This is a genomic window from Glycomyces niveus (assembly GCF_017592475.1).
GTDB lineage: Bacteria > Actinomycetota > Actinomycetes > Mycobacteriales > Micromonosporaceae > Glycomyces > Glycomyces niveus.
The window spans coordinates 93,455-116,600 of sequence record NZ_JAGFNP010000011.1; the positions used below are offsets into that span (position 1 = coordinate 93,455).

A 23,146-nucleotide genomic window follows, 5' to 3' on the forward strand; every position below is an offset into this window, starting at 1 on the left:
CCCGGGCGGAATGTGCCTGGTGGCCCCCATAAACGTTGCCTCCCCCCCCCCCGCTTCGGAACGGGACGCGGCGGCCGCCTGTTGGAGCGGCCGCCGCGTCCCTGTACCCGGCCCTGCGGAAGTCCTTGCGCGCCTGAGATGGCGCTGGTTCAGTCGTCGCCCGGCTGGCCCAGGAAGTAAACCTGCGTGACCGGCGGTCCCGAGGCGGCGCGGCCGCTGCGCGCCTCGATCCAGAGGGTGGCGGCCGCTGCGGCCGCGAGGCCCATGGTCACCCACCCGGCGAGCGGGGAGAAGGCGACGGCGAAGCCCAATGCGGTCGCTGCCGCGGTGGCGATGGCGGCCGTCAGGAACGCCCTGCGGAAGGCGCGCCGATGTTCGCGGCGCGCGACGACTCGGTTGTGTCTCATATCTGACACAACGACGCAGGGGCTTGAATCGACACGTTGCATGTGCAGATTTCCCGCGAACGGGCGACCGAAACCCGGCATAACCCCAGATAAGCCGCCACTTGGTGCTGCGGCCGAGCAAGACTGTAAGCGGCTTCAAGCACAGCGTGATATTGGCAGTTGGCGGCCGTTGTGCAGGAAGGGAAAAGACGGTAAACAGTTAGTGTCGGAGCGCCAAAGGCGACACACCCGGCGTCCCCAAAGGGCAATGCCGCGAAGGACGCCGGCCCGTGCGGGTCAAGACAACCGGGCACAGCTGACAACCGCCCGGCGCCCCGACGAGGCGGCCGTGACTCATGGCCGGAGGAACGGCCGCCACAACCGAACACCGCAACGCACGTCCCGTAGTCCGCAAACCAACTCCTATAGACGGTGGGGTCTGACATGGAGTCCGAAACGCAACCGATGGGGCGGCGCGTCGCCTATTGGCGACAACGCCGCGGCATGTCCCAGCAGGTCTTCGCCGACCGCATCGGCAAGTCCAAGAGCTGGGTCGACAAGATCGAGCGCGGCGTCCGCCGCCTCGACAAGTATTCCGTCATCACCGAACTCGCCGAAGCCTTGAGCATCGACGCCGGGCAGCTGCTCGGCCGCGAGCCCAAGCGCCGGCCCGGCATGGGCGGCTGCCTCGACCAGGTGGAGGTCGAGTCCATCCGCCAGTCCCTCGAACGCTACGAGCGCCTCGGCCGGTTCCTCGAAGCCGCCCCGATCGAATCGACCCCGATCCCCGAGCTCCGCGGATCGGTCAACTACTGCTGGCTCGCCTTCGAGAAGGGCCACTACCCGGTCGTCGCGCGCTCGCTCATCCAGCTGCTGCGCGACACGCCCGTCGCCGAGGACCGGCCCGTCGGCGGCACGAGCGCCGACGCCGCCGAACTCATGACGCAGGTCTACCAGATCGCCTCCACGGTCCTGCGCAAACTCGGGGAGGCCCAGCTCGCCTGGCTCGCCGCCGACCGCGCGATCTCCGCCGCCAACCGCGGCAACGACCCGCTGCTCGCCGGCATCGCCACCACGCGGGTCGCCAACGCGCTCAGGGCACTCGGACGCCACCAGGCCGCACTCGACCTCAACGTCCAGGTCGCCCACGGCCTCATCTCCGAGACCGGCGGCGAGCGCTCCACCCCGGCCCAGATCAGCGTCTACGGCGCGCTGCTCCTGCAGGGGGCCATGGCCGCCGCGCTCGCCGGGGACAGCACCACCAGCGACGACCTGCTCGACAGCGCCACCCGCGCCGCCAACATCCTCGGCCGGGACGCGAACTACTACTACACGTCCTTCGGGCCGACCAACGTCATGCTGCACCGGGCCGCCGTGTTCGTGGAACTCGGCGAAGGCGGCGACGCCCTCGCCGTCCACGACCGCATCTCGCCCGCCGCGCTCGCCGACCTCGTCGCCGAACGGCGCGCGCACCACCACCTCGACATGACGCGCGCCTGCGTCCAGGTGGGGGACATGGAGCGGGCCAGCCGCCACCTCGTCACGGCCGACCGGCACGCCCCGGCCGAGGTGCGCTGCCGACCCGTCGCGATCGAGCTCATCGACCAGATCCTGCACCGGACCAAGGGTGAACCCGGTCAGGAGCTGCGCCGCCTCGCCGAAGAGGTCGGCGCCCTGAACTAACCGCCATCGGCTGCACCGGCACGGTGCGTATGAGGGGTGCCCGGAGCCATGCTGCTCGAGCTCCGGGCACCCCTAGCGCTCTCCCGATCGCTGCGGCCAGGCCCTAAACTCCAGTGATGCGCACGCTCAGCGAGATCACCGCTGCCCTCGACGACCTGTACCCGCGCCGCTGGGCAGAGGATTGGGACCGGGTCGGCCTCGTCTGCGGCCGCGGCGGCAACGCCGTCCGCAAGGTCCTCTGCGTCGTCGACGTCGTGCCCGCCACCGTCATCGAGGCGATCGAGAACGACTGCGACCTCATAGTCGCCCACCACCCCCTCCTCCTGCGCGGCGTCTCCAGCCTCGACCCCGCCGCCGACTACAAGGGCGACCTCGTCCACACCCTCATCGAATCCGGCATGGGCCTCTACGTCGCCCACACCAACGCCGACGTCGCCAACCCCGGCGTCTCCGACGCCCTCGCCGACCGGCTCGGCCTCGTCGACCTCCGGCCGCTGCGGCCCCTCACCGACCCCGAGCACCACGGCTCCGGCCGCGGCATCGGCCGCATCGGCCGCCTCCCCGCGCCCCTCACCCTCGCCGCCCTCCTCGAACGCGCCGCCAAGGCCCTCCCGCCCACCGTGAGCGGCGTGCGCGCCGCCGGCGACCCCGACCGCCAGATCAGCACCGTCGCCGTCTGCGGCGGCGCGGGCGACTCCTATCTCGCGGACGCCACCGCGGCCGGGGCGAACGCCTACCTCACCGCCGACCTCCGCCACCACCCGGCCAGCGAGCACACCGCCCGGAGCGGCCCGGCCCTCATCGACGCCGCCCACTGGGCCACCGAGCGACCGTGGCTCGATATCGTTGGCGAGCAACTGTCCCGTCTGGTCGACGACGTCCTCGTCTCCGACCTCGACACCGATCCGTGGACCATCCACCAGAGAACCGGGGTGAACTAGGTTGAAAGCCGACCTTTTCGATCAGCGCCGACTGCTCGAACTCCAGGCGGTCGACACCCAGCTCACCCAGCTGGGCCAGCGCCGCAAGAAGCTCGACGCCGACCCGGCGTACGCCACGGCCGTCCAGCGCCAGCGCGCCCTCGCCGACAAGGCCGCGAACCTCACCGGCGACCTCGCCGACCTCGACCGCGACATCGAACGCGTCGAGCGGGAGGTCGAGCTCGTCACCAAGCGCGCCGACGCCGACCGCGCCCGGATGGCCTCCGGCGCCGCCACCGCGAAGGAACTCGAAGGGCTGCAGAGCGAACTCGAGTCCCTCGCCCGCCGCCAGGGCACCCTCGAGGACGACGAGATCGAGCTGATGGAGCGCCGCGAAGCGCTCGACGCCGAGCTCACCGAGATCCGCCGCCAGGTCGAGGAGTCCCGCCAGGTCCTCGCCGACGCCGAGGCCGACCGCGGCCGCCAGCTCGGCGAGATCGACACCGAGACCGCCGACGCGACCTCGACCCGCGAAGCGCTCGTCATCAACATCCCCGACCGGCTCGTGGAGCTCTACGAGCGCATCCACGCCAAGCAGCCCATCGCCGCCGCCGAGCTCGTCGGCCGCCGCTGCGGCTCGTGCCGGATCGAGAAGTCCCCGGCCGACATGCAGCCGATCAAGGCCGCCCCGATCGACGAGGTCCTGCGCTGCGAGGAATGCGGCAGCATCCTCATCAGAACCGAACTGCCGCAGTCGAAGCCGACGTCGCTCGCCTCCGAGGACGAACTCAAGAAGTACACGTAGACGAATAAGTGCAAGGGCGGGAGGCGCATCGCGCCTCCCGCCCTTGACATTTCGTATATGACCGACTCATGCGATATGTCCGCCCGGGCGGACCCGGTCTCGGCGAAGCTTGCGAGCCGGGCATTGGCAGGGGCGCAAACCTACGACCGGGCTCCGACAACTCATCGGCGTGTCGCCTCCCGCTTTCGGGGCGACCCGCTCTTACTTCCTGCTGAACGCGGCCCAGCGCTCGATCAGGTCGGTCGCCTTGCCGTCGTCGATGGCCTTGGCCGCCACTTCGAGGTTCGACTCGATGAGGCCCTTGCGGGTCTTCACGTCGTGGAGGTCGACGCCGTCGATCAGCCCCTGCCGCGACGCCAGCGCCGCCGCCGCGTTGATGAGGACCGCGTCCCGCACCGGCCGGTTCCCGCCCGCGAACACCTCGCGCGCCACGTTCGTGTTGAACTCGAGGTCGCCGCCGCGCAGCGCCTCCGCGCCGGCCCGCTCCAGGCCCCACTCGGTGATGTCGATGAACCCCTGCGAGACGCGACCGCCCGAGGCGATCCACTCCGAGGTCGTGTCGGAGGTCGAGATCTCGTCCAGGCCGTCGTTGCCGCGCACCACGAACACCGAAGCGCCCCGAGCCGCGAACACCTGCGCCATGAGCGGCGCCTTCACCGGGTCCGCGCAGCCGATCAGGCCCGCCGCGGGCTGGCCCGGGTTCGTCAGCGGCCCGAGCAGATTGAATACGGTGGGAATGCCGAGCGCCGCGCGCACCGGGCCCGCGTGCCGCATCCCCGGGTGGAAGGTCCGGGCGAACGCGAAGCCGATCCCGACCTCGCGCACCGACGCCTCGACGCGCTCCGCGGTCGCCTCCAGGTCGACGCCCAGCGCCTCCAGCAGGTCCGCCGAGCCCACGCTCGACGACGCCGAGCGGTTCCCGTGCTTGATCACCGGCACGCCCGTCGCGGCGACCGTGATCGCCGCCATCGTCGAGATGTTCACCGAGTTCGAGCCGTCGCCGCCGGTCCCCACGATGTCCACCGCGACGCCCAGGTCCGACAGGTCCAGCCGGGTCGTCTCCGCCAGCATCCGGCCCGCGATCGCACCGATCTCCTCGGGCGTCTCACCCTTTGAGCGCAGCAGCACCGCGAACGCCGCGAGCTGGGCCGGATCGGCGTTGCCCGCCATGATCTCGGCCATCGCCCAGTCCGCGCTGGCTTCGTCGAGGTGGTCGCCGTTCGAGAGACGGCCGAGAACATCGGGCCAGGTCGGGCTGGACATGAGGTCTCCTGAAAAGGGGGTCGTCAGGCGGCGCGCTGCGCCGGCGCCACGCCTTGTGCGCGGCTGACCAGCAAGTCTACTACCGTCTGGCCGGTTGTCACGGGGTTAAGCGGGTGCATGAGCACCGCGTCCGCCCGCGACCACGCCGCCAGCCACCGGTCCGCGGCCCGGGCCACCACGACCGCCAGCGTCGGCGGCTCGTCGAACTCGTCCCGCAGCTGCCGGGCGATCCCCAGCCCGCCGGCGGGCTGCGCCTCGCCGTCGAGCAGGACCAGGTCCACGGCGTACTTGTCGATGAGCGACACCGCCTCGTCGTACCCGCCCGCGACGGCGTACTCGATCCTCACCCCCTCCACCGGCTCCTCGCCGATCGCCGAGCGCATCTGCTCGATGACCGCGGGTCGATGGCTGTACAGCAGGACCGCGTACTCAGACGTTGAGGTAGTCACGCTTCGCATATTAAACCGGCCACACTGAAATGGGAAGACCGGCGCGGCCACTTCCGGCCGACCGAGTGCCCACATTGGCCGAACCGGGAATGACCTGGGCACACGATGTGAAGAGCCTGGGAGCCTACCGCCGCTCGACACGCGCGAAAAACACACCCCATGCGCAGCTTGAGCCCGCCGGGCCGTAATAATGTGCGCGTGACTGCCGCCGAAGCAACTATCGACCCCAGCCGTATCCACTCACTGACGCGGCCCAACGTCGTCAGTGTCGGCACCATCGTGTGGTTGAGCAGCGAACTGATGTTCTTTGCGGGCCTGTTCGCGATGTACTTCTCCATCCAGGCCGCCGCGCCCGCGATGTACGAGGCCGGCTACCACCACCTCGAGATCCCGTACGCGCTCGTGTTCACCGTGATCCTCGTGGCCTCGTCCATCACCTGCCAGCTCGGCGTCTTCGCCGCCGAGAAGGGCGACGTCTACAAGCTGCGCCTCTGGTTCGCGGTCACGTTCGTGATGGGCCTCGTCTTCGTCCTCGGCCAGGTGAACGAGTACCGGAACCTGGTCTCCGAAGGCCACTCCATCTCGGCCGACGGCTACTGGACGATGTTCTACCTGACCACCGGGTTCCACGGCCTCCACGTGACCGGCGGCCTCGTCGCGTTCATCGTCTACCTCATCCGGACGACGATGGGCCGCTTCAGCCCCGCCCAGGCCACCGCGTCCATCGTGGTGTCCTACTACTGGCACTTCGTCGACGTGGTCTGGATCGCGCTCTTCGCCGTGATCTACTTCCTTCCGATGGCCCAGTACTGAAACACCTCGGCCGGCTTTTAGTTCCGGTCCACAGCAAGTCAGGCCCCGGCCCCCGCGCCGGAGCCGTATCCGAGAATTGCGACGGCCGCCGCCCGGAGGCGGCCGCCGGCCGAATCGGGACCGAACAGGGCCCGGTCCGGTCCGAGAGCTAGATAAAGGTGAGGCAACAACCGTGGCTGCATCAGCGAAACGCCGGCGAGGCTGGCGCAAGCGCCTCGGCGCGCTGGCCAGGTTCACCGGCGCACTGGTCATCGTCGGAGGGCTCTACTCGGCGTTCTCCCCGAGCCTGTACGCCCAGGAGTCCGAGGCCAACGCGATCGACTCCGAGGCCGTCAAGGGCCAGGAGCTCTACGACACCAGCTGCATCTCCTGCCACGGCGATAACGGCGAGGGCGTCGAAGGGCGCGGACCGAGCCTCATCGGCGTCGGCTCCGCCGCCGTCGAGTTCCAGGTGAACACCGGCCGCATGCCGATGGCGGCGCAGGGCGCGCAGGCCCCCAGCACGGACTACCCGGTCTTCACCGAAGAAGAGGCCGAGTGGCTCGGGGCGTACATCGAGTACCTGGGCGGCGGCGCCGGGACTCCCGAAGACCTCGACGCGATGGTCGACGAGGCCGACGTGGCCGCGGGCGGCGATCTCTACCGCGTCAACTGCTCCTCCTGCCACGGCTACGCCGGCGGCGGCGGCGCCCTCTCCTCGGGCGCGCACGCGCCTTCGCTCGAGGGCGTCAGCAACGAGGAGATCTACCAGGCGATGCTCACCGGCCCGCAGAACATGCCGGTCTTCGCCGACAACGAGCTCACCCCCGAGCAGAAGGCCGAGCTCATCGCCTACGTCCAGTACCTCGTGAACGAGGACAGGGACCCGGGCGGCGTCTTCACTCTGGGCCGGTTCGGACCGGCCACCGAAGGACTGGCCATCTTCCTGGTCGGCATGACCGCGCTCCTGCTGACCACGCTCTGGATTGCAGGTAAATCGTGAGTGCGCACAACGACAGCAACCCGCCCGAACCGGTGGACCTGAGCAACCCGAAGCTCAGCCGCTTCGAGGTCTACAAAGAGGGCCTGCGTCGCGACGACATCGAGATCATTCACTACGAGCCGCGCTTCGCGAAGCCGGGGACGAAGGCCGAGAAGCGCATGGAGCGCATCGTCGGCGGCCTGTTCCTCGTCTCGGGCCTGTTCGCGACCGCGTTCGTGGCGGCCTACATCTGGTGGCCCTGGGAGTATGAAGGCGCCGCGTCCTGGCGCGACCTCCAGACCTGGTACACGCCGGTGCTGGGCTTCACTCTCGGGTTCTCGCTGCTGTTCTTCGCCGTCGGCGTCCTCACCTGGGCGAAGAAGCTGCTCCCGATCGAGGAGCTGGTGCAGGAGCGCCACGACGGCGGGTCCACTTCGGACGACCGCAAGATCGCCGAGGCCACCGTCGACAACATGGTTGAGGACCTCGGGATCAAGCGCCGCCCGTTCCTGGTGAAGGCCGCCCTCCTGGGCGCCGCGCCGCTGGGCCTGGCCGCGATCGCGCCGCTCGGCGCGCTCATCAAGGACCCGGGCGACATGCTCACCGTCACCGGCTGGAACGCCGAGAAGCACAACGACGGCGAGCCGATCCGCTTCATGATGAAGGACGGCGCCCTGGTGCGCCCCGACATGGTCTCGGTCGGCGGTCAGATCACCGTCTACCCGGCCATCGACCACGGCGCGACCAACCAGCACCCGACCTCGCCGGTCCTGCTGATCCACCTGCGGGACGAGGACGCCGAGAAGCTGCGCGGCAACCTCTACCCGATGTACGTGGACGCCGAGGCGCTGTGGGGCAACTTCGTGGCGTACTCGAAGATCTGCACCCACGTCGGCTGCCCGACCAGCCTCTACGAGCAGCAGTCCCAGCGTCTGCTGTGCCCGTGCCACCAGTCCCAGTTCAACGTGGTGGACAACGCCGCTCCCGTCTTCGGCCCGGCCACCCGGCACCTGCCGATGCTGCCGTTCACCGTGGACGACGAGGGCTTCTTCATCGCGAAGTCGGACTTCCTGGTGCCCCCGGGGCCGGCGTTCTGGAACCGCCCGTCCCTCCCCGAGGAGGATGAGAAGTGAAACGCCGCAAAGGCACGAGTGAAAGCCTGCTGACGAAGGCGGGCGGCGAGCTCGACGACCGCTTCAAGCTCGCACTGCCCTCCCGGATCCTGTTCAACAAGGTCTTCCCCGACCACTGGTCCTTCCTCCTGGGCGAGATCGCGCTGTTCTCGTTCATCCTGCTGCTGCTCTCGGGCACGTTCCTGGCGCTGTTCTTCGAGCCCTCGATGGTCGAGGTGACCTACAACGGCGTGTACGTGCCGCTGCAGGGCATCGAGATGTCGCAGGCCTACCACTCGGCGCTGGACCTCTCCTTCGAGGTGCGCGGCGGCCTGTTCATGAGGCAGATGCACCACTGGTCGACGCTGCTGTTCATGGCGTCGATCCTGGTCCACATGCTCCGGATCTTCTTCACCGGCGCATTCCGCGCGCCGCGCGAGACGAACTGGATGATCGGCATCGTGCTGTTCTGGCTCGGCTTCTTCGAGGGCTTCTTCGGCTACTCGCTGCCGGACGACGGCCTCTCGGGCACGGGCCTGCGCATCATGGAGGGCATGACCGAGTCGATCCCGTTCATCGGCCCGTGGGCCTCCGCGGCGCTGTTCGGCGGGCAGTTCCCGGGCACCAGCGTCATCTCGATGCTGTACATCATCCACGTGTTCGTGTTCCCGCTGCTCCTGCTCGCGCTCATCACGGTCCACGTCGGTCTCGTGTTCGTGCAGAAGCACACGCAGTGGCCCGGCCCGGGCCGCACCGAGCACAACGTGGTCGGCTTCCGGATGTTCCCGAACTACGTCATGAAGCAGGTCGGCTTCATGCTGTTCATCTGGGGCGTCCTCGGCGCGATGGCGGGCCTGTTCCAGATCAACCCGATCTGGCTCTTCGGCCCCTACGAGGTCTCGGTCGTGTCCTCGGCCTCGCAGCCCGACTTCTACGTCATGTACCTCGACGGCCTGATCCGCCTCTTCCCGGCCTGGGAGCTGCGCATCCCGCCGTACTTCACGCTGCCGCCGGTGTTCTGGCCGGGCATCGTGGGCATGGGGCTCTCGGTCATGCTGCCGCTGCTGTACCCGGCGCTGGAGCGGCGGTTCACCAAGGACCGCGGCCACCACAACCTGCTGCAGCGTCCGCGCGACAACGCGGGCCGCACCAGCCTCGGCGTCATGGTCGTGGTCTTCTGGATCATCGGCGTGATCTCCGGCGGCAACGACGTGTTCGCCGAGAAGTTCGACATCAGCCTGAACGCCATGACCTGGGCGGGCCGCATCGGCCTCGTGGTCCTGCCGATCATCGCGTACTACGTGACGTACCGGATCTGCCTGGGCCTGCAGCAGCACGACCGCGAGGTGCTCGCGCACGGCCTGGAGACGGGCATCCTGATGCGCGACCCGAACGGCCGCTTCTACGAGGTGCACCAGCCGCTCGCCGAGCCGGACGAGCACGGCCACACCGAGCTGGAGTACAACGGCTGGGTGGTCCCGAAGAAGATGAACCGCATCGGCGCGCTGCCGCCCGCCGACAAGGGCTTCTTCAAGTCGATCGAGGAGCCGTCCGAGGACGGCCGCGCCGAGCGGCGCGACGAGATCGAGTCGGGCAGGCACTAGCAAGGCATGAGCACGGGGCCGCACCGGAAGGTGCGGCCCCGTTCCGCTTGCGCTACTTGAGTTCGGCGGCGAGGTGCGCCTCGCCGGCCGCGTCCAGGGTGAACGCGGCGTCGCGGCCCCCGCTGGTGACGAGGTAGTCGCCGAGGAAGCCCCTGAACCGCAGGCGGCCCTCCTCGTCGGTGGTGAGGGTCGTGGCCGGGGTGCCCCACTCCTCGTTGACGAGGTGGTGGAGGCGGTCGTACGCGGGCTTGGGGGAGCCGTCGAGGCGCACGAAGCCGCCCGGGGCGCCCAGCCACATGCCCGCGTCGTTCATGCCCCAGTAGGTGACGGCCTCGACCGACGGGTGCGCCAGGAGCGTGCGGTAGTGGCGCTCGATCTCGTCCGCTTGGCGCGCTTCGCCTTCGGGGGTCGAGGGCCAGGAGGGAACCTGGTGGTCGTTGAGGTCCTCGATCTCGGGCGGCATGAGGTCGCCGGAGACGATGGTGGTCTCGGTGAAGTGGATCGGCAGCCCGTAGCGGGAGAAGCGGTCGAGGATCGCCTCGGTCTTCTCCTCGCCCCAGTAGCCCTGGTGCATGTGGCTCTGCAGGCCCAGGACGTCGATCTTGACGCCCGCTTCGAGGACGCCTTCGATGAGGCACTCGTAGGCGGCCGACATGTCGAAGTCGTTGAGCAGGAGCACGGCGTTCGGGCCGGCCTCGCGGGCGGCGTCGAAGACCATGCGCACCATGGGGATGCGGCCGATGTCGCGGCAGACGCGGGTGATGCCGTTGTCGTACTTGTCGAAGATCGGCATGATGACGACCTCGTTGATGACGTCCCACATGTCGATGACGCCCGCGAACTCGCTCACCTCGCGCTTGATGCGCTCGACCTGGACGCGGGCGATCTCCTCGTTGTCGAGGTCGAGCAGCCAGTCGGCGCTGACGGTGTGCCAGGCGAGCGGGTGGCCCTTGACCGGGTGGCCGCGGTCGGCGAACCACTGGGCGACCTTGCGCAGGCGCGCGGCGTCGGGGTTGCCGCGCTCGGGTTCGTAACGGCCCCAGTAGAACGGGAGGGTCGCGAAGTTGAACAGGCCTTCCCAGAGCTCGGCGTTGCGGGCGTCCCCCTCGGGGTCCTCGCTGGTGCCGTTGGCGTGGCCGATGAGCTCGAACCCGGTGCAGCCGAACAGGAACTTGTGGCGGGTCTGCTCGAGGGTGACCTCGCGTCCGGCGAGGGGCGCGCCGTCGGCGGTGAGGGTGACCGTCGCGTCCGCGCTGCGGTGGCGCCGGATGCGATCGTCACTGAAAGTTTCGGTCATTTGATTGCTACTTTCCATGGAAGTTTCACCGCCATGTATTCCAGCAGCCCGCCGGGCGGGAGTCAAGGGGAAACGGCGAACGCCGCCGCGCTCCCAGAGCGCGGCGGCGTTCGTTGATCGATGCGTCAGTAGCGGTCGACGGTGGTGATGAGCTTGTCAGCGAGCTCGTCCGGGTCGAGCTTCTCGCGGGCGAGCGCGAGGTACAGCGAATCGAGGTCGGGGAAGCCCAGGGACGACGCGACGCCGTGGAGCGGCTGTTCCCCCGCCAGGCCGCGCCCGCGGGCGATCAGCGAGCGCCACAGGCGGTTCTTTCCGGCCTTGAGTTCGTCCTCGAAGCGCTGCATCGGGATGACGGGGAGCTCGCCGGTGGAGTCGACGTCCTCGATCGAGCCGAACCAGTCGTTAATGTGCAGTTGCGCCTCGGGGGTCTTGGCGTGCTCGAGCCATTGCTTCGACGGGCCGTACGGCTGCTCGTTGGTGAGGACGAGTTCGACGGTGTCGCCGTCCTTCAAGCTCTGGGCGAGGGGGGCGATCTCGCCGTTGACGTAGGCGGCGATGAGGCGGTGGCCCTTGGCCGGGCCGGAGCAGTAGGCGACGTCGACCGGGGTGGAGGCCTTGGGGACCGTGAGCTGCCCGCCGTCGCGGGTGAAGACGAGGATGTCCTGGTCGGCGAGGTCGCAGCGGAGCGAGTCGAGGAACTGGCCGGAGTCGGCGACCTCGTGCTGCCAGTCGAGGAGGCGCTGGAGCCAGGGGAGCTGGATTTCGACCGGGTTGGAGCCGGTCTGGCGGAGCCCTGCGACGATGCCGACCTCGGCGGTCTCGTGCATCTCCTTGGTGCGGATGAGGAACTCGATCGGGACGCCGCCGGGGCCGGCGACCGCGGTGTGGATCGACTGGTACAGGTTGAACTTCTTGGCGGCGATGAGGTCGCGGAACTTGCCGCCGATGGGCTTCCAGAGCTTGTGGATCGCGCCGAGGGCGGCGTAGCAGTCGGTGGCGGGGCCGTCGACGACGATGACCAGGCGCGGCGGGTCGGCGGGGCCGGTGCCGGGGTGCTTCTGCATCTCGCGGTAGATCGAGTACGGGTGCCGGGGCCGGTCGAGCAGGCGCGCGGCGACCTTGAACTCGCGCAGGGCGCGGCGCACCTGCGGGGCGATGACGGCGACCTGGCGCTTGCGGTCGGTGTCGGAGCCGAGGTGCTCGTGGATGCGCTGGAAGACCTCGGGTTCGAGGGTCTCGAGGACGATGTCCTCGAGTTCGCGCTTGATGACGTAGAGGCCGAGGCGGTCGGCGAGGGGGATGAGGACGTCCTTGGTGGCCTCGGCGATGCGGATCTGGCTGGGGCGCTTCTTGAACTTGATGGTCCGCATGTTGTGGAGGCGGTCGGCGAGCTTGATGACCATGACGCGGATGTCGCGCCCGGCGGTGAGGACCAGCTTGCGGAACGTCTCGGCCTCGGCGGCGGTGCCGAGGTGGATCTTGTCGAGCTTGGTGACGCCGTCGACCATGACGGCGATCTCGTCGCCGAAGTCGCTGCGGAGGGCTTCGAGGGAGTAGCTGGTGTCCTCGACGGTGTCGTGGAGGAGCCCGGCCGCGATCGTGGCGGTGTCGACGCCGAGTTCGGCGAGGATGGTGGAGACGGCGATCGGGTGGGTGATGTAGGGCTCGCCCGAGCGGCGGGCCTGGCCGCGGTGCATCTGCTCGGCGATGCGGTAGGCGCGGCGGACGAGGAGCATGTCGGGCTGCTCGCAGTGCGCACGGTGGGCCGCTTCGAGCTGCGCCACCTTGCCCGCGAGGTCCCACGGGTCTTCAGGTTTGGCAGACCGAGTAGCCGAAAGCAATGCGCGCAACATGAAAGCCTCCGATGCCCAAGGTTGACCGCATTCTAGATGTACAACGATTCTTGGAGAGAATCGACACTAGACACTGTCGGATTTCGGCAGGGCCGCCGCCATCGGCGGATGACACACAGTACCCGCGCGGACCGGTGCGTGGAAACCCCAAGCGCCGCAAATGAATGCGAGACGACTCACGTCCGATTCGCCGGATTGCGCGGATCTCGGCGGATGGCACGGTGGGTTCCGTTGGGACAGCGGAGGGTTCGGAGAAGTGTCCCATGATGTGGAATGGCGCGGCCCCCGAGGTCGGGTGTGTCGGCGATGGATCGCCCCCGGTTTCTATGGTGCCCAGGAGTGTGACAGGGCGTCGGCATCGCGTGCCCCGGGGTCGGGTGTGTCGAGACGCGAGCGCCCCGGTCTCGATGGTGGCTCAAGGGTGTGACCCGGGGGCGGGACGGGTTCGGAGAGGCGGGGGCGGTCAGCGTTCGCCGTTGGGGCGGCGCCAGGGGGAGGGGTCGTGGGGGATGGCGCCGTCCCAGCGCACGGCGCCGTCGAGGCGGCTGGCCCAGGGGCGTTCTACGGTGACAAGGCGGACGTCGGGTCGGGCGAGCCATTCGAGGAGGAGGCGGGTCTCGGCGGCGTGGGCGGCGTCGGCGACGTCGTCGAGCGGGTCGACGACGCGGGCGGTCTCGCGCAGCTTCGCGATGTGCGGCATGGGGTCGGCGCGGGGCGGGGTGCGGACGGCCCCGGCGAGCAGCCCGTGGCGGATCACGGCGACCTCCCAGCCGCCGCCCTTGGCCCGACCCGCGGCGACGATCTCTCCGGCCGCCACGAGGCTCCTGGTGCGCTCCGTCGCGGCGGCGAGTTGGAGGTACGCCCCGAGTTCGTCGCGGCGCTCGGCGGCGGTCTCGAACCGCTCGGCCTCCGCGAGCTCGGTCAGGCGCTCGGAGACGGCCGCGGCGATCGGCGTGGGGTCGCCGTCCATGGCGCGGGCGGCGCGCTCGGCGACCGCCGCGTACTCCTCGGTGGTCACGCTGTGGCGGCACGGCTCGACGCACTTGCCGATCTCGCCGAGCACGCACGAGGGCGACATCCGCTTGGGGGACAAGCGGGTCCGGCACGACCGGATCGGCAGGGCCGCCTCGATCGCGCCGATCGCGGCCTGCGCCTGCGTGCCCGAGGTCGGGCCGAGCCGCGGCGTGCCGGGCCCCGGCGGGGTGCGCGAGATCTGCAGGCGCGGGTACGGCTCGTCGGTCAGCCGCACCCACGAGCGGTGCTCGGGGAACTTCGCGGCCCGGTTGTAGGGCGGCTTCCCGCCGGAGATGAGCCGCAGCTCCGCGACACCCGCTTCGAGCCGGTGCGCGCACTCGACGACCTCGACGCGCTCGGCCGAGGCGAGCATGTCGCGCAGCCGCCGGCGCTGCTCGGCCGCCGAGAAGTAGCTGCGGACCCGGGCGGCCACGTTGACGGAGACGCCGATGTAGAGCGCCCGGTCGTCGGCGTCGCGGAAGATGTAGACCCCCGGGCCCTGCGGGAGCCCGTCCGCCAGGTGGCGCTTGCGGCGTTGCAGCTCAGAGGGAATGGCGCGGCAGAACTCGACGAGGTCGGCGTCGGTGGTCACCCCGTGCCCGGAGGCGCGCTCGATGAGGCCGTGCAGGACCGTGACCGTGGCGCGGGCGTCGTCGAGCGCCCGGTGGTTCGGGGTGACCGGGGAGCCGAAGAGCCGCGCGAGGGTGCCGAGCCGCCGGTTGGGGACCTCGCTCTTCTCGGTGAGGCGCCGGGCCAGGACGACCGTGTCGACCACCGGCGGGCGGGGCCAGCGCGTGTCGGTGAGTTCGCAGGCGTGGCGCAGGAACCCGATGTCGAAGCCGGCGTTGTGGGCGACGAGGGTGGCGCCGCGAGCGAACTCGAGGAACGCGGGGAGGACCGATTCGATGCCGGGCGCGTCGGCGACCATCGCGTCGGTGATGCCCGTGAGGCGGGTGACGCGCGGGTCGATGGCCTCGCCGGGGTTGACGAGGGTCCCGAACTCGCCGATGACCTCGCCGCCCTTGACCTTGACGGCGCCGATCTCGGTGATGCCGCAGGCGTCGGCGGCGAGCCCGGTGGTCTCGAGGTCGACCACGCAGAACGTCACCTCGGCCAGCGGGGTCCCCAGGCTGTCGAGGGTCGGCTGGGTGTAGCCGGTGTCGGTGAGCCCGCCTTCGCTCTCGGCAGCGCCGCTTCTGTACATGTACGCCACCCTAAGGGCGGCGTGTGACAGCCCGGTCCTTGCGGCTGTTCGAACGTCGCGGGCGCCGCACCGCCGTGCGCACCCGGTCGGCGGCGCGGGCGGAGCGCCGCGCGAGGCGGGCGCTCTCTTCGGCCTGCTTCGCGCTGAGCTTCACGAGGAGCGACGCGGGCCAGAACCGGGCCTGGACGCGGCGGCCGCGCGCGGCCCGCTGGTCCAGTTCGGAGCGGAGGTCGTGCACGGCGTCGGCGAGGCCGGTCGGGTCGGCGCCCCTGGGGGAGTAGCGGTGGCGGGCCATGGCCGAGCCGAGCGCGGTGGCGGCCTCGCGGGCGCCGGGGGCGGCCTGTGCGAGGACCCCGGCGGCCTGGCGGGGCGTGAGCGAGTCGCTGAGGCCCACGCCGTAGTCGAGGGCGAGGTCGAGCACTTCGTCCCAGGCGGTCTTGGCGCTGAGTCGGGCGGGGCCGAGCCGGGAGCGGCGCAGGAGTATGCGCCAGGTGGCCGGTGCGAACGGCAGGGCGGCGAGGAGCAGCAGGAGCAGCCACGCGGGGTTGAAGGCGGGGCCGCCGCCGGCGCCGTTGTCGGCGGCCTGGCCGGTGGGGCCGTCGGTGGGCGCTTCGGCGCCCGGGGACGGGTCGGCGGTATCGGTGCTGGGCGCTTCGCTGGGGTCGGTGCTCGGGTTCGCGCTCTCGCCGGGGTCGGGGGTCGCGTCGTCCTCGGGCGAGGGCTCGGTGGCCCACGGGAACGAGACCGCGCCGGGCACGCCTGAGGTCGGGGTCGGGTCGTAGGTGACCCAGCCGACGCCGTGGTAGTAGACCTCGACCCAGGCGTGGTAGTCGCGGCTGGTGAGGACCCATTCCTGGCCGTCGCGGGTTCCCCTGGACATGCCGATGATGACGCGGGCGGCGACGTCGGCTTCGCGGAGCATCCACGCCATGGCGGCGGCGTACTGCTGGCAGTAGCCCTGCCGGGTTTCGAGGAAGTCGAGGATGGCCTCGTCATTGCCCGCGTCGGCGGTCTCGAGGGTGTAGCGGAAGCCGTTGGCGACCGAGAGGAAGTCCTTGACGGCGATGACCTTCTCGTGGACGGTGGTCGCCTCGCCGAGCGCCTGGTCGACGATCCCGGTCAGCTCGGGCACGTCGGGGTGCTCGGTGTTGGCCGCCCACCGCTCGTCGTCGGGGTCCATGCCGTCGGCGGCGGCGAGCTCCTCGGCGTCGGGCGCGCTGTCGGTGTAGGTGAGGGTGTAGCTCTCGACGTCGCCCATGTCGCTGCTGTTGCCGACGATGACGTCGGTGGCGCTGTCGCGTTCCCAGTTCCCGTCGATCGCGAGCTCCACGGGGGTCCCGTAGACGGGCAGGACCGGGGCCTCCATCCGGAGGTTCTCGATCTCGGCGGTGAAGGTCTCGCCTTGGGCGTCGTCGAGCACGAGGGCTTCGCGGTCGTCGTAGTCGTTGGGCGCGAACCCGTCCGAGGTGAGCTCGTCGAGGACGTGCATGCGCAGGTAGCGGGGGTCGGGGTCGGTGGTCGAGACGCGGAGGACGTCGACCGGCTCAGGCTGGTTGAGCGAGCCGGAGAGCTGCGCCCAGGGGTTGACGTCGCCGAGGCCGGCGTCGCCGCCGCCCTGGTAGCCCTCGGCGATGCGGTCGATGAACCCGGAGGTGTTGGTGGGCACCACGGTCAGGGACAGGAGCGTGACGAGGATGAACCCGAGCGCCGACCAGCGGGCGGTGCGCGCCATCGGGGACGGGAACCGCTGCGACACGAGCTGCCCGGCGCCGGTGAAGCGGTGCCCGAACGCGGAGACGCGCCGCAGGTTGTCGTCGGCGAGGAGCCACAGGTAGGAGACGGCGGGGAGGATGAACCAGAACCAGGCGGTCGCGTCGGGCGCGACCGAGACCGGCACGAGGTACATGGTGAGGAGCGTGAGTCCGGCGAGCGCCGGGGTGCGCAGCCCGACCACGAACATGTCGTGGAGGATCGCGACGAGCCCGATCCCGAAGAGCGTCAGGAAGAGGATGCCGCCCTCGGCGGGGACCGGCGGGGCCTCCCTGACGATCCCGGCGACGCCTTCGCCCGCGAGCAGCCCGAAGTGCGAGAACGTGTCGGGCGTGGGGATGACGAACAGGATCGCGGTGCCGCCGCTGAATCCGGCGGTGAGGACGATGAGGAGCCCGGCGCACATGGCGAGGGTCTGGAGGCCCTGGCCGCGTCCGGCGGCGCGCGTGAGCGACGCGGCGGTGGCGATCACCGCGATGGTGAACAGCACCGGGACGATCCAGCCGACGCCTTCGAAGATGCCGATGAGCGGCGTCAGCGTCAGCGCGAGCGTCGCCGCCGCGACCATGGTGGCGTGCCGCTGTCCGCTCATGCGAGAGTCCTCCACGCGCCCAGGCGGGTCCACACCCGGCGCAGTTCGGTCCCGGCGATCACCGGGATGACCTGCCAGCCCGCGTTCGCGAGCGTGGCGACGGCCGCGGTGTGCTGCTCGGCGAACGCCCGCTCGCGCGGGTCGATGCGGCTCGACTGCGCCTTCGGGATCCACCGCACCGGGTCGACGACCAGTGCCGTGCACGCGCCGCCGCGTTTGGCGAGCCGCGCCAGGGTCGCGGCGTCGTCGGGGTTCAGGTGGCCGAGAAACGCGACGATGCCGGAGACGGAGCGGGGCCGCTGCGCCTTCTCGACCATGTGCCCGATCGGCGCCTCGGGCGCGGCGGCCACGGTCGCCAGGTACCGCATGGCCTGACTGTAATCGCCTTGGCGGCATTCGAAGTCGTGATGCGCGGTGATGAGCCACGGGTCGATGCCGTCCCGCGAGAGCCGCACCGTGGCCGAAGCGGCCGCGTCGACCATCCACTCGAAGCTGGAGAGCTCCCCGCGGTGCGCGCCGCGGCGCACGTCGAGCAGGACCGCCGCGTTGTTCTCCCACGGCTGCTCCTCGCGGCGCACCATGAGCTGCCCGCGGTGGGCGCTGGCCTTCCAGTGGACGCGCCGCATGTCGTCGCCGCTGCGGTACTCGCGCACGGCGATGTCGTCGTTGCCGGTGATCGCGACCGCGTGCGCGGCGGACTCCCCGGAGGACATCCCGGCGCCGCCCGGCAGCAGAAGGCTGCGCAGCGGCTGGATGCGCGGGGTCACGATGAGCTCGGTCGTGAGCGGGAACTCCTGCACCGAGACGGCCAGGCCGAACGGGTCCGAGGTCCGCACCGTCAGCGGCCCCAGCTCGTACGCGCCGCGCGCGCCCGGCGTGATCGTGTAGTTCACGACGCTGCGCGCGCCCGGGGCGAGCCGCTCCAGCACCAGGCGCGGGCGGTTCCCGAGCCGGTAGGGGATGCGGTCCTCGAGCATGAGCGCCGGGGGCCGGCCCCGACCGGTGTTCTGGATGCCCAGGCGCACCTGCGTGGGCTGCCCGGCCTCGACCTGCGCCGGGTTGAGCACCCGGTTCGACTCGAGCGAGGGCCGCGTCCAGCGCAGCATCACGAGCCCGCCCAGCGGCGCGATGAGCGCGAGCACCGCCGCGCGCAGCAGGTCGCCCTCGCCCACCACCAGTGCGACGAGTCCGACCACCACGCTCACCGCCAGCAGCGTCTTGCCGCGCCCGGTGAGCTCCACGCCTAATACCTCCCCGGGTGGGACACCACCGGGACGTGCCGCAGGATGTCCGAGACGATCGCCTTCGTGTCGCCGCCGCCCATCGTCGTCTCCGTGGTCGGGATGAGGCGGTGGGCGAGCACCGGCACGGCCAGCTGCTGGACGTCGTCCGGCAGCGCGAAGTCGCGGCCGTCCATCGCCGCGAGCACCTGGGTGCACCGCAGCAGCTGCAGTGTCGCGCGCGGGCTCGCGCCCAGGCGGACCTGCGCGTTCTGCCGCGTGGCCGCGACCAGGTCGACGACGTACCGCTTCAGCTCCGGCGCCAGGTGCACCGCGCGGGCCGCGGCGATCATCCGCACGATCATCTCCGCGTCCGCCACCGGCCGCAGCGCGTCCAGCGGGTTGTACTCCTCGCGGCGGTCCAGCAGCGCCAGCTCCGCGTTGATGTCCGGGTAGCCGATGGCCAGCCGCGCCGCGAACCGGTCGCGCTGGGCCTCGGGCAGCGGGTAGGTGCCCTCCATCTCCACCGGGTTCTGGGTGGCGATGACCATGAACGGGCTGCGCAGCTTGTACGTGTTCCCGTCGACGGTGACCTGCCGCTCCTCCATGCACTCCAGGAGCGCGGCCTGCGTCTTGGGGCTGGCGCGGTTGATCTCGTCGCCCAGGATCAGGTTCCCGAAGATCGCGCCCGGCTTGAACACGAAGTCGCGCTTCTCGGGGTCGAAGATGCTCACCCCGGTGACGTCCGAGGGCAGCAGGTCCGGCGTGAACTGGATGCGCCGCACCGAGCAGTCCACCGAGCGGGCCAGCGCCTTCGCCAGCTGGGTCTTGCCGACCCCCGGCACGTCCTCCAGCAGCAGGTGGCCCTCCGCGAGCATCACCGCGATCGCGAGCTTGATCGTGTGGGACTTGCCCTCGATCACCCACTCGACGTTCGTCAGGATGCCCTCGGCCGTCGCCTTGAACTCCTGGGGCGAGAGCGGCGCGGGAGCCTGAGGCGGCTGGCCTGGGGACGACTCGAAGGTCAATGGTCCTCCCGGGAAGGTCTGTGGGATTGCGCGACCTGACACGCCGTTGCACGTTACGGTCGCCTGTCCGCCATCCTACTCGGACGCGCCCAGTGACCATGTCATGCGCCGCCGTAGGGGCCTCCGCTACACTGGGGGCATGTCCCGGGCGATCGCGCTCCTTAGATAGCCGTGCTGGAGAGAACCAGCACGGCCACCCCTGCATGCCAGGGGTTTTTTGCTGTCTAGGGTCTAACCCGGAAACCCGAGCCCGAACCCAGAGCCACCACCGGACCACAGGACGAGCCATGACCGAACCCGCACACCGCTACGACGCCAAGCTGGCCAACGAGATCGAACCGCGCTGGCAGGAGCGCTGGGAGGCCGAGCAGACCTTCCGCGCCCCGAACCCGGCCGGGCCGCTGGCCGAGCCCGGCCATCCGCGCGCCGGGGCGCCCAAGAAGTTCGTCATGGACATGTTCCCGTACCCCTCGGGGGCGGGGCTGCACGTGGGCCATCCTCTGGGCTTCATCGCCACGGACGCGTACTCGCGCTACCTGCGCATGGCCGGGTACAACGTGCTGCACCCGATGGGCTTCGACGCGTTCGGCCTGCCGACCGAGCAGTACGCGATCGCCACGGGCCGCCAGCCCGCCGAGATCACCGCCGAGAACATCGACCGGTACCGGCGCCAGCTGCGCCTGGTGGGCATGGGCTACGACAATCGCCGCGCGTTCGCCACGACCGACCCGGACTACTTCAAGTGGACGCAGTGGATCTTCCTGCAGATCTTCAACTCCTGGTACGACACCGAGGCGGACAGGGCCCGGCCGATCGACGAGCTGATCGCCGCGTTCGAGTCCGGTGAGCGGGCCACCCCCGACGGGCGCCCGTGGGCGGAGCTGGGCGCGGTCGAGCGCCGCCGCGTCATCGACGGCCACCGCCTGGCGTACGTCACCGAGGCCCCCGTGAACTGGTGCCCGGGCCTGGGGACGGTGCTGTCGAACGAGGAGGTCACCTCCGAGGGGCGCTCCGAGCGCGGCAACTTCCCGGTGTACACGCGCACCCTGAAGCAGTGGATGATGCGCATCACCGCGTACGCCGACCGACTGCTGTCCGACCTGGACGGCCTGGACTGGTCCGACTCGCTGAAGTCCATGCAGCGCAACTGGATCGGCAAGTCCACCGGCGCGTACGTCGACTTCGGGACCTACGCGGGCGACATCCGCGTGTTCACCACCCGCCCCGACACGCTGTTCGGCGCCACCTACATGGTCCTGGCCCCCGAGCACCCGCTGGTGGAGGCCCTGACCGCCGAGTCCTGGCCCGCCGGCGTCCCCGCCGCGTGGACGGGCGGCCACGACACCCCGGCCGCCGCCGTCGCCGCCTACCGGGCGTTCGCCGCCGCCAAGACCGACGTGGAGCGCCAGGCCGACGCCAAGGAGAAGACCGGCGTCTTCACCGGCGGCTACGCGACCAACCCGGTCAATGGCGAGACCGTCCCGGTCTTCATCGCCGACTACGTGCTGGCCGGCTACGGCACCGGCGCGATCATGGCCGTGCCCGCCCACGACGAGCGCGACTTCGCGTTCGCCAAGGCCTTCGACCTGCCGATCCGCCAGGTCATCTCCGGTGAGGCCCCCTGGGACGGCGAGGGCGCCTACACCAGCGACGGCGTCGCGGTGAACTCCGGGATCCTGGACGGCCTGCGCGTCCTGGAGGCCAAGGAGCGCATCGTCGAGTGGCTGGCCGAGCACGGCCGCGGCGAGGGCGCGACCACGTTCCGCCTGCGCGACTGGCTGTTCAGCCGCCAGCGCTACTGGGGCGAGCCCTTCCCGATCGTGTACGACGAGACCGGCCTGCCGGTCGCGCTGAGCGACGAGCACCTGCCGGTCGAGCTGCCGCACATGGACGACTTCTCGCCCAAGACCTTCGACCCCGAGGACGCCGACTCCGCGCCGGAGCCGCCGCTGGGCCGCGCCAAGGACTGGGTCGAGGTCGAGCTGGACCTGGGCGACGGCCCCAAGACCTACACGCGCGAGCTGAACACCATGCCCAACTGGGCCGGCTCCTCCTGGTACGAGCTGCGCTACACCGACCCGAAGGCCGCCGAGAAGCTGGCCGACCCGGCCAACGAGTCGTACTGGATGGGCCCGCAGGACGCCGAGGACGTGGGCGGCGTCGACCTGTACATCGGCGGCGTCGAGCACGCCGTCCTGCACCTGCTGTACGCCCGCTTCTGGCAGAAGGTCCTGTTCGACCTGGGCCACGTCTCCAGCCGCGAGCCGTTCCGCCGTCTGTTCAACCAGGGATACATCCAGGCCTACGCCTACACCGACGACCGCGGCGTCTACGTCCCGGCCGAAGAGGTGCGGGAGGAGGCCGAGGGCGTCTTCACCTACAACGGCCGGAAGGTGAACCGCGAGTACGGCAAGATGGGCAAGTCCCTGAAGAACGTCGTCACCCCGGACGAGGTCTGCGCCTCCTACGGCGCCGACACCTTCCGCGTCTACGAGATGTCGATGGGCCCCCTGGCCGACTCCAAGCCGTGGGAGACCCGCGCCATCGTCGGCTCGCAGCGGTTCCTGCAGCGCCTGTGGCGCAACATCGTCGACGAGGAGACCGGCGAGGTCACCGTCGCCGATGTCGCGCCCGCGCCGGAGACCCTGCGCGAGCTGCACAAGGCCATCGCCGGGGTCCGCGACGACTACGAGCACCTGCGCATGAACACCGCCGTCGCCAAGCTGATCACGCTGAACAACCACGTGACCGGCCTGAACCCGGTGCCGCGCGAGGTCGCCGAGGCCCTGGTCGCCATGGTCGCGCCGATCGCCCCGCACATCGCCGAGGAGCTGTGGGAGCGCCTGGGCCACGAGGGCGGCATCGCCTATGTGGACTTCCCGGTCGCCGACGAGTCGCACCTGGTCGAGGACACCGTCACCTACCCGGTGCAGATCAACGGCAAGGTGCGCGGCCGCATCGAGGTCGCCGCGGGCGCCGACGAGGAGACGGTGAAGGCCGCCGCGCTGGCCGAGGAGAAGGTCGCCGCGAACCTGGCGGGCAAGGACGTCAAGAAGGTCATCGTGGTGGCCGGCAAGATGGTCTCGATCGTCGCCAAGTAGTCCACTGCGCTGAGGGCGGGTCCGGTCCGGACCCGCCCTTCGTCGTGCCTCGGGCCGGACCGTGCCGCGGC

Annotated in this window: 17 protein-coding genes; 8 read left to right on the plus strand and 9 right to left on the minus strand. The window is 70.4% G+C overall.

Features of this window, described 5'->3' with window-relative positions:
- Window positions 1-149 precede the first annotated feature (149 nt).
- Window positions 150-407: a hypothetical protein gene (locus J5V16_RS18435; protein WP_208498230.1), complete on the minus strand. Its 258-nt coding sequence runs from the start codon at window positions 405-407 to the stop codon at window positions 150-152.
- A 423-nt stretch (window positions 408-830) separates the two neighbouring features.
- Here J5V16_RS18435 and J5V16_RS18440 point away from each other — a divergent pair, with 423 nt between their 5' ends.
- The 3 genes from J5V16_RS18440 (at window position 831) to J5V16_RS18450 (ending at window position 3,794) form a co-directional block, all read left to right on the plus strand.
- A complete protein-coding gene (locus J5V16_RS18440) occupies window positions 831-2,069 on the plus strand; it encodes a helix-turn-helix domain-containing protein (protein WP_408612490.1) in 1,239 nt (412 codons plus the stop codon).
- A gap of 116 nt (window positions 2,070-2,185) precedes the next feature.
- Complete coding sequence (locus J5V16_RS18445) at window positions 2,186-3,010, plus strand: Nif3-like dinuclear metal center hexameric protein (RefSeq protein WP_208498238.1); 825 nt, start codon at window positions 2,186-2,188, stop codon at window positions 3,008-3,010.
- Between the two features lies 1 nt (window position 3,011).
- Window positions 3,012-3,794, plus strand: a complete 783-nt coding sequence (locus J5V16_RS18450; RefSeq protein ID WP_208498240.1) for a zinc ribbon domain-containing protein — start codon at window positions 3,012-3,014, stop codon at window positions 3,792-3,794.
- 201 nt (window positions 3,795-3,995) lie between these two features.
- Here J5V16_RS18450 and trpD read toward each other — a convergent pair whose 3' ends face one another.
- Both trpD and J5V16_RS18460 read right to left on the minus strand, forming a co-directional pair.
- The gene (gene trpD, locus J5V16_RS18455; protein ID WP_208498242.1) at window positions 3,996-5,057 is read right to left on the minus strand and encodes an anthranilate phosphoribosyltransferase; all 1,062 of its coding nucleotides are present in this window, start codon (window positions 5,055-5,057) and stop codon (window positions 3,996-3,998) included.
- Window positions 5,058-5,080: 23 nt separating this feature from the next.
- Complete coding sequence (locus J5V16_RS18460; protein ID WP_243901438.1) at window positions 5,081-5,440, minus strand: hypothetical protein; 360 nt, start codon at window positions 5,438-5,440, stop codon at window positions 5,081-5,083.
- A 264-nt stretch (window positions 5,441-5,704) separates the two neighbouring features.
- Here J5V16_RS18460 and ctaE point away from each other — a divergent pair, with 264 nt between their 5' ends.
- From ctaE to qcrB, 4 genes are all read left to right on the plus strand, one after another.
- Window positions 5,705-6,319 (plus strand): aa3-type cytochrome oxidase subunit III, encoded by a 615-nt coding sequence (gene ctaE, locus J5V16_RS18465; protein WP_307793012.1) that lies wholly within the window; start codon window positions 5,705-5,707, stop codon window positions 6,317-6,319.
- A 172-nt stretch (window positions 6,320-6,491) separates the two neighbouring features.
- Complete coding sequence (gene qcrC / locus J5V16_RS18470; RefSeq protein WP_208498247.1) at window positions 6,492-7,301, plus strand: cytochrome bc1 complex diheme cytochrome c subunit; 810 nt, start codon at window positions 6,492-6,494, stop codon at window positions 7,299-7,301.
- Window positions 7,298-8,413, plus strand: coding sequence for a cytochrome bc1 complex Rieske iron-sulfur subunit (gene qcrA, locus J5V16_RS18475; RefSeq protein WP_208498255.1), 1,116 nt, complete (start codon window positions 7,298-7,300; stop codon window positions 8,411-8,413). Before qcrC ends, qcrA begins: the two co-directional genes overlap by 4 nt.
- Window positions 8,410-9,996 carry a cytochrome bc1 complex cytochrome b subunit gene (gene qcrB / locus J5V16_RS18480; RefSeq protein ID WP_208498257.1) on the plus strand — a complete coding sequence of 529 codons (1,587 nt, stop codon included), beginning with the start codon at window positions 8,410-8,412 and terminating at the stop codon, window positions 9,994-9,996. Before qcrA ends, qcrB begins: the two co-directional genes overlap by 4 nt.
- Window positions 9,997-10,048: 52 nt before the next feature.
- On the opposite strand, the gene J5V16_RS18485 is transcribed toward qcrB, so the two are convergent.
- The 6 genes from J5V16_RS18485 to J5V16_RS18510 form a co-directional block, all read right to left on the minus strand.
- Window positions 10,049-11,293 (minus strand): endo-1,4-beta-xylanase, encoded by a 1,245-nt coding sequence (locus tag J5V16_RS18485; RefSeq protein ID WP_208498258.1) that lies wholly within the window; start codon window positions 11,291-11,293, stop codon window positions 10,049-10,051.
- Between the two features lie 125 nt (window positions 11,294-11,418).
- A complete protein-coding gene (locus J5V16_RS18490; RefSeq protein ID WP_208498260.1) occupies window positions 11,419-13,146 on the minus strand; it encodes a RelA/SpoT family protein in 1,728 nt (575 codons plus the stop codon).
- A gap of 463 nt (window positions 13,147-13,609) precedes the next feature.
- The gene (locus tag J5V16_RS18495) at window positions 13,610-15,364 is read right to left on the minus strand and encodes a DEDD exonuclease domain-containing protein (RefSeq protein WP_208498263.1); all 1,755 of its coding nucleotides are present in this window, start codon (window positions 15,362-15,364) and stop codon (window positions 13,610-13,612) included.
- 10 nt (window positions 15,365-15,374) lie between these two features.
- The gene (locus J5V16_RS18500; RefSeq protein WP_208498264.1) at window positions 15,375-17,726 is read right to left on the minus strand and encodes a transglutaminaseTgpA domain-containing protein; all 2,352 of its coding nucleotides are present in this window, start codon (window positions 17,724-17,726) and stop codon (window positions 15,375-15,377) included.
- Window positions 17,723-18,967: a DUF58 domain-containing protein gene (locus tag J5V16_RS25590; RefSeq protein WP_208498266.1), complete on the minus strand. Its 1,245-nt coding sequence runs from the start codon at window positions 18,965-18,967 to the stop codon at window positions 17,723-17,725. Before J5V16_RS25590 ends, J5V16_RS18500 begins: the two co-directional genes overlap by 4 nt.
- 2 nt (window positions 18,968-18,969) lie before the next feature.
- A complete protein-coding gene (locus tag J5V16_RS18510; RefSeq protein ID WP_243901415.1) occupies window positions 18,970-19,974 on the minus strand; it encodes an AAA family ATPase in 1,005 nt (334 codons plus the stop codon).
- Between the two features lie 287 nt (window positions 19,975-20,261).
- Here J5V16_RS18510 and leuS point away from each other — a divergent pair, with 287 nt between their 5' ends.
- The gene (gene leuS, locus J5V16_RS18515; protein WP_208498272.1) at window positions 20,262-23,075 is read left to right on the plus strand and encodes a leucine--tRNA ligase; all 2,814 of its coding nucleotides are present in this window, start codon (window positions 20,262-20,264) and stop codon (window positions 23,073-23,075) included.
- Window positions 23,076-23,146: the final 71 nt, after the last annotated feature.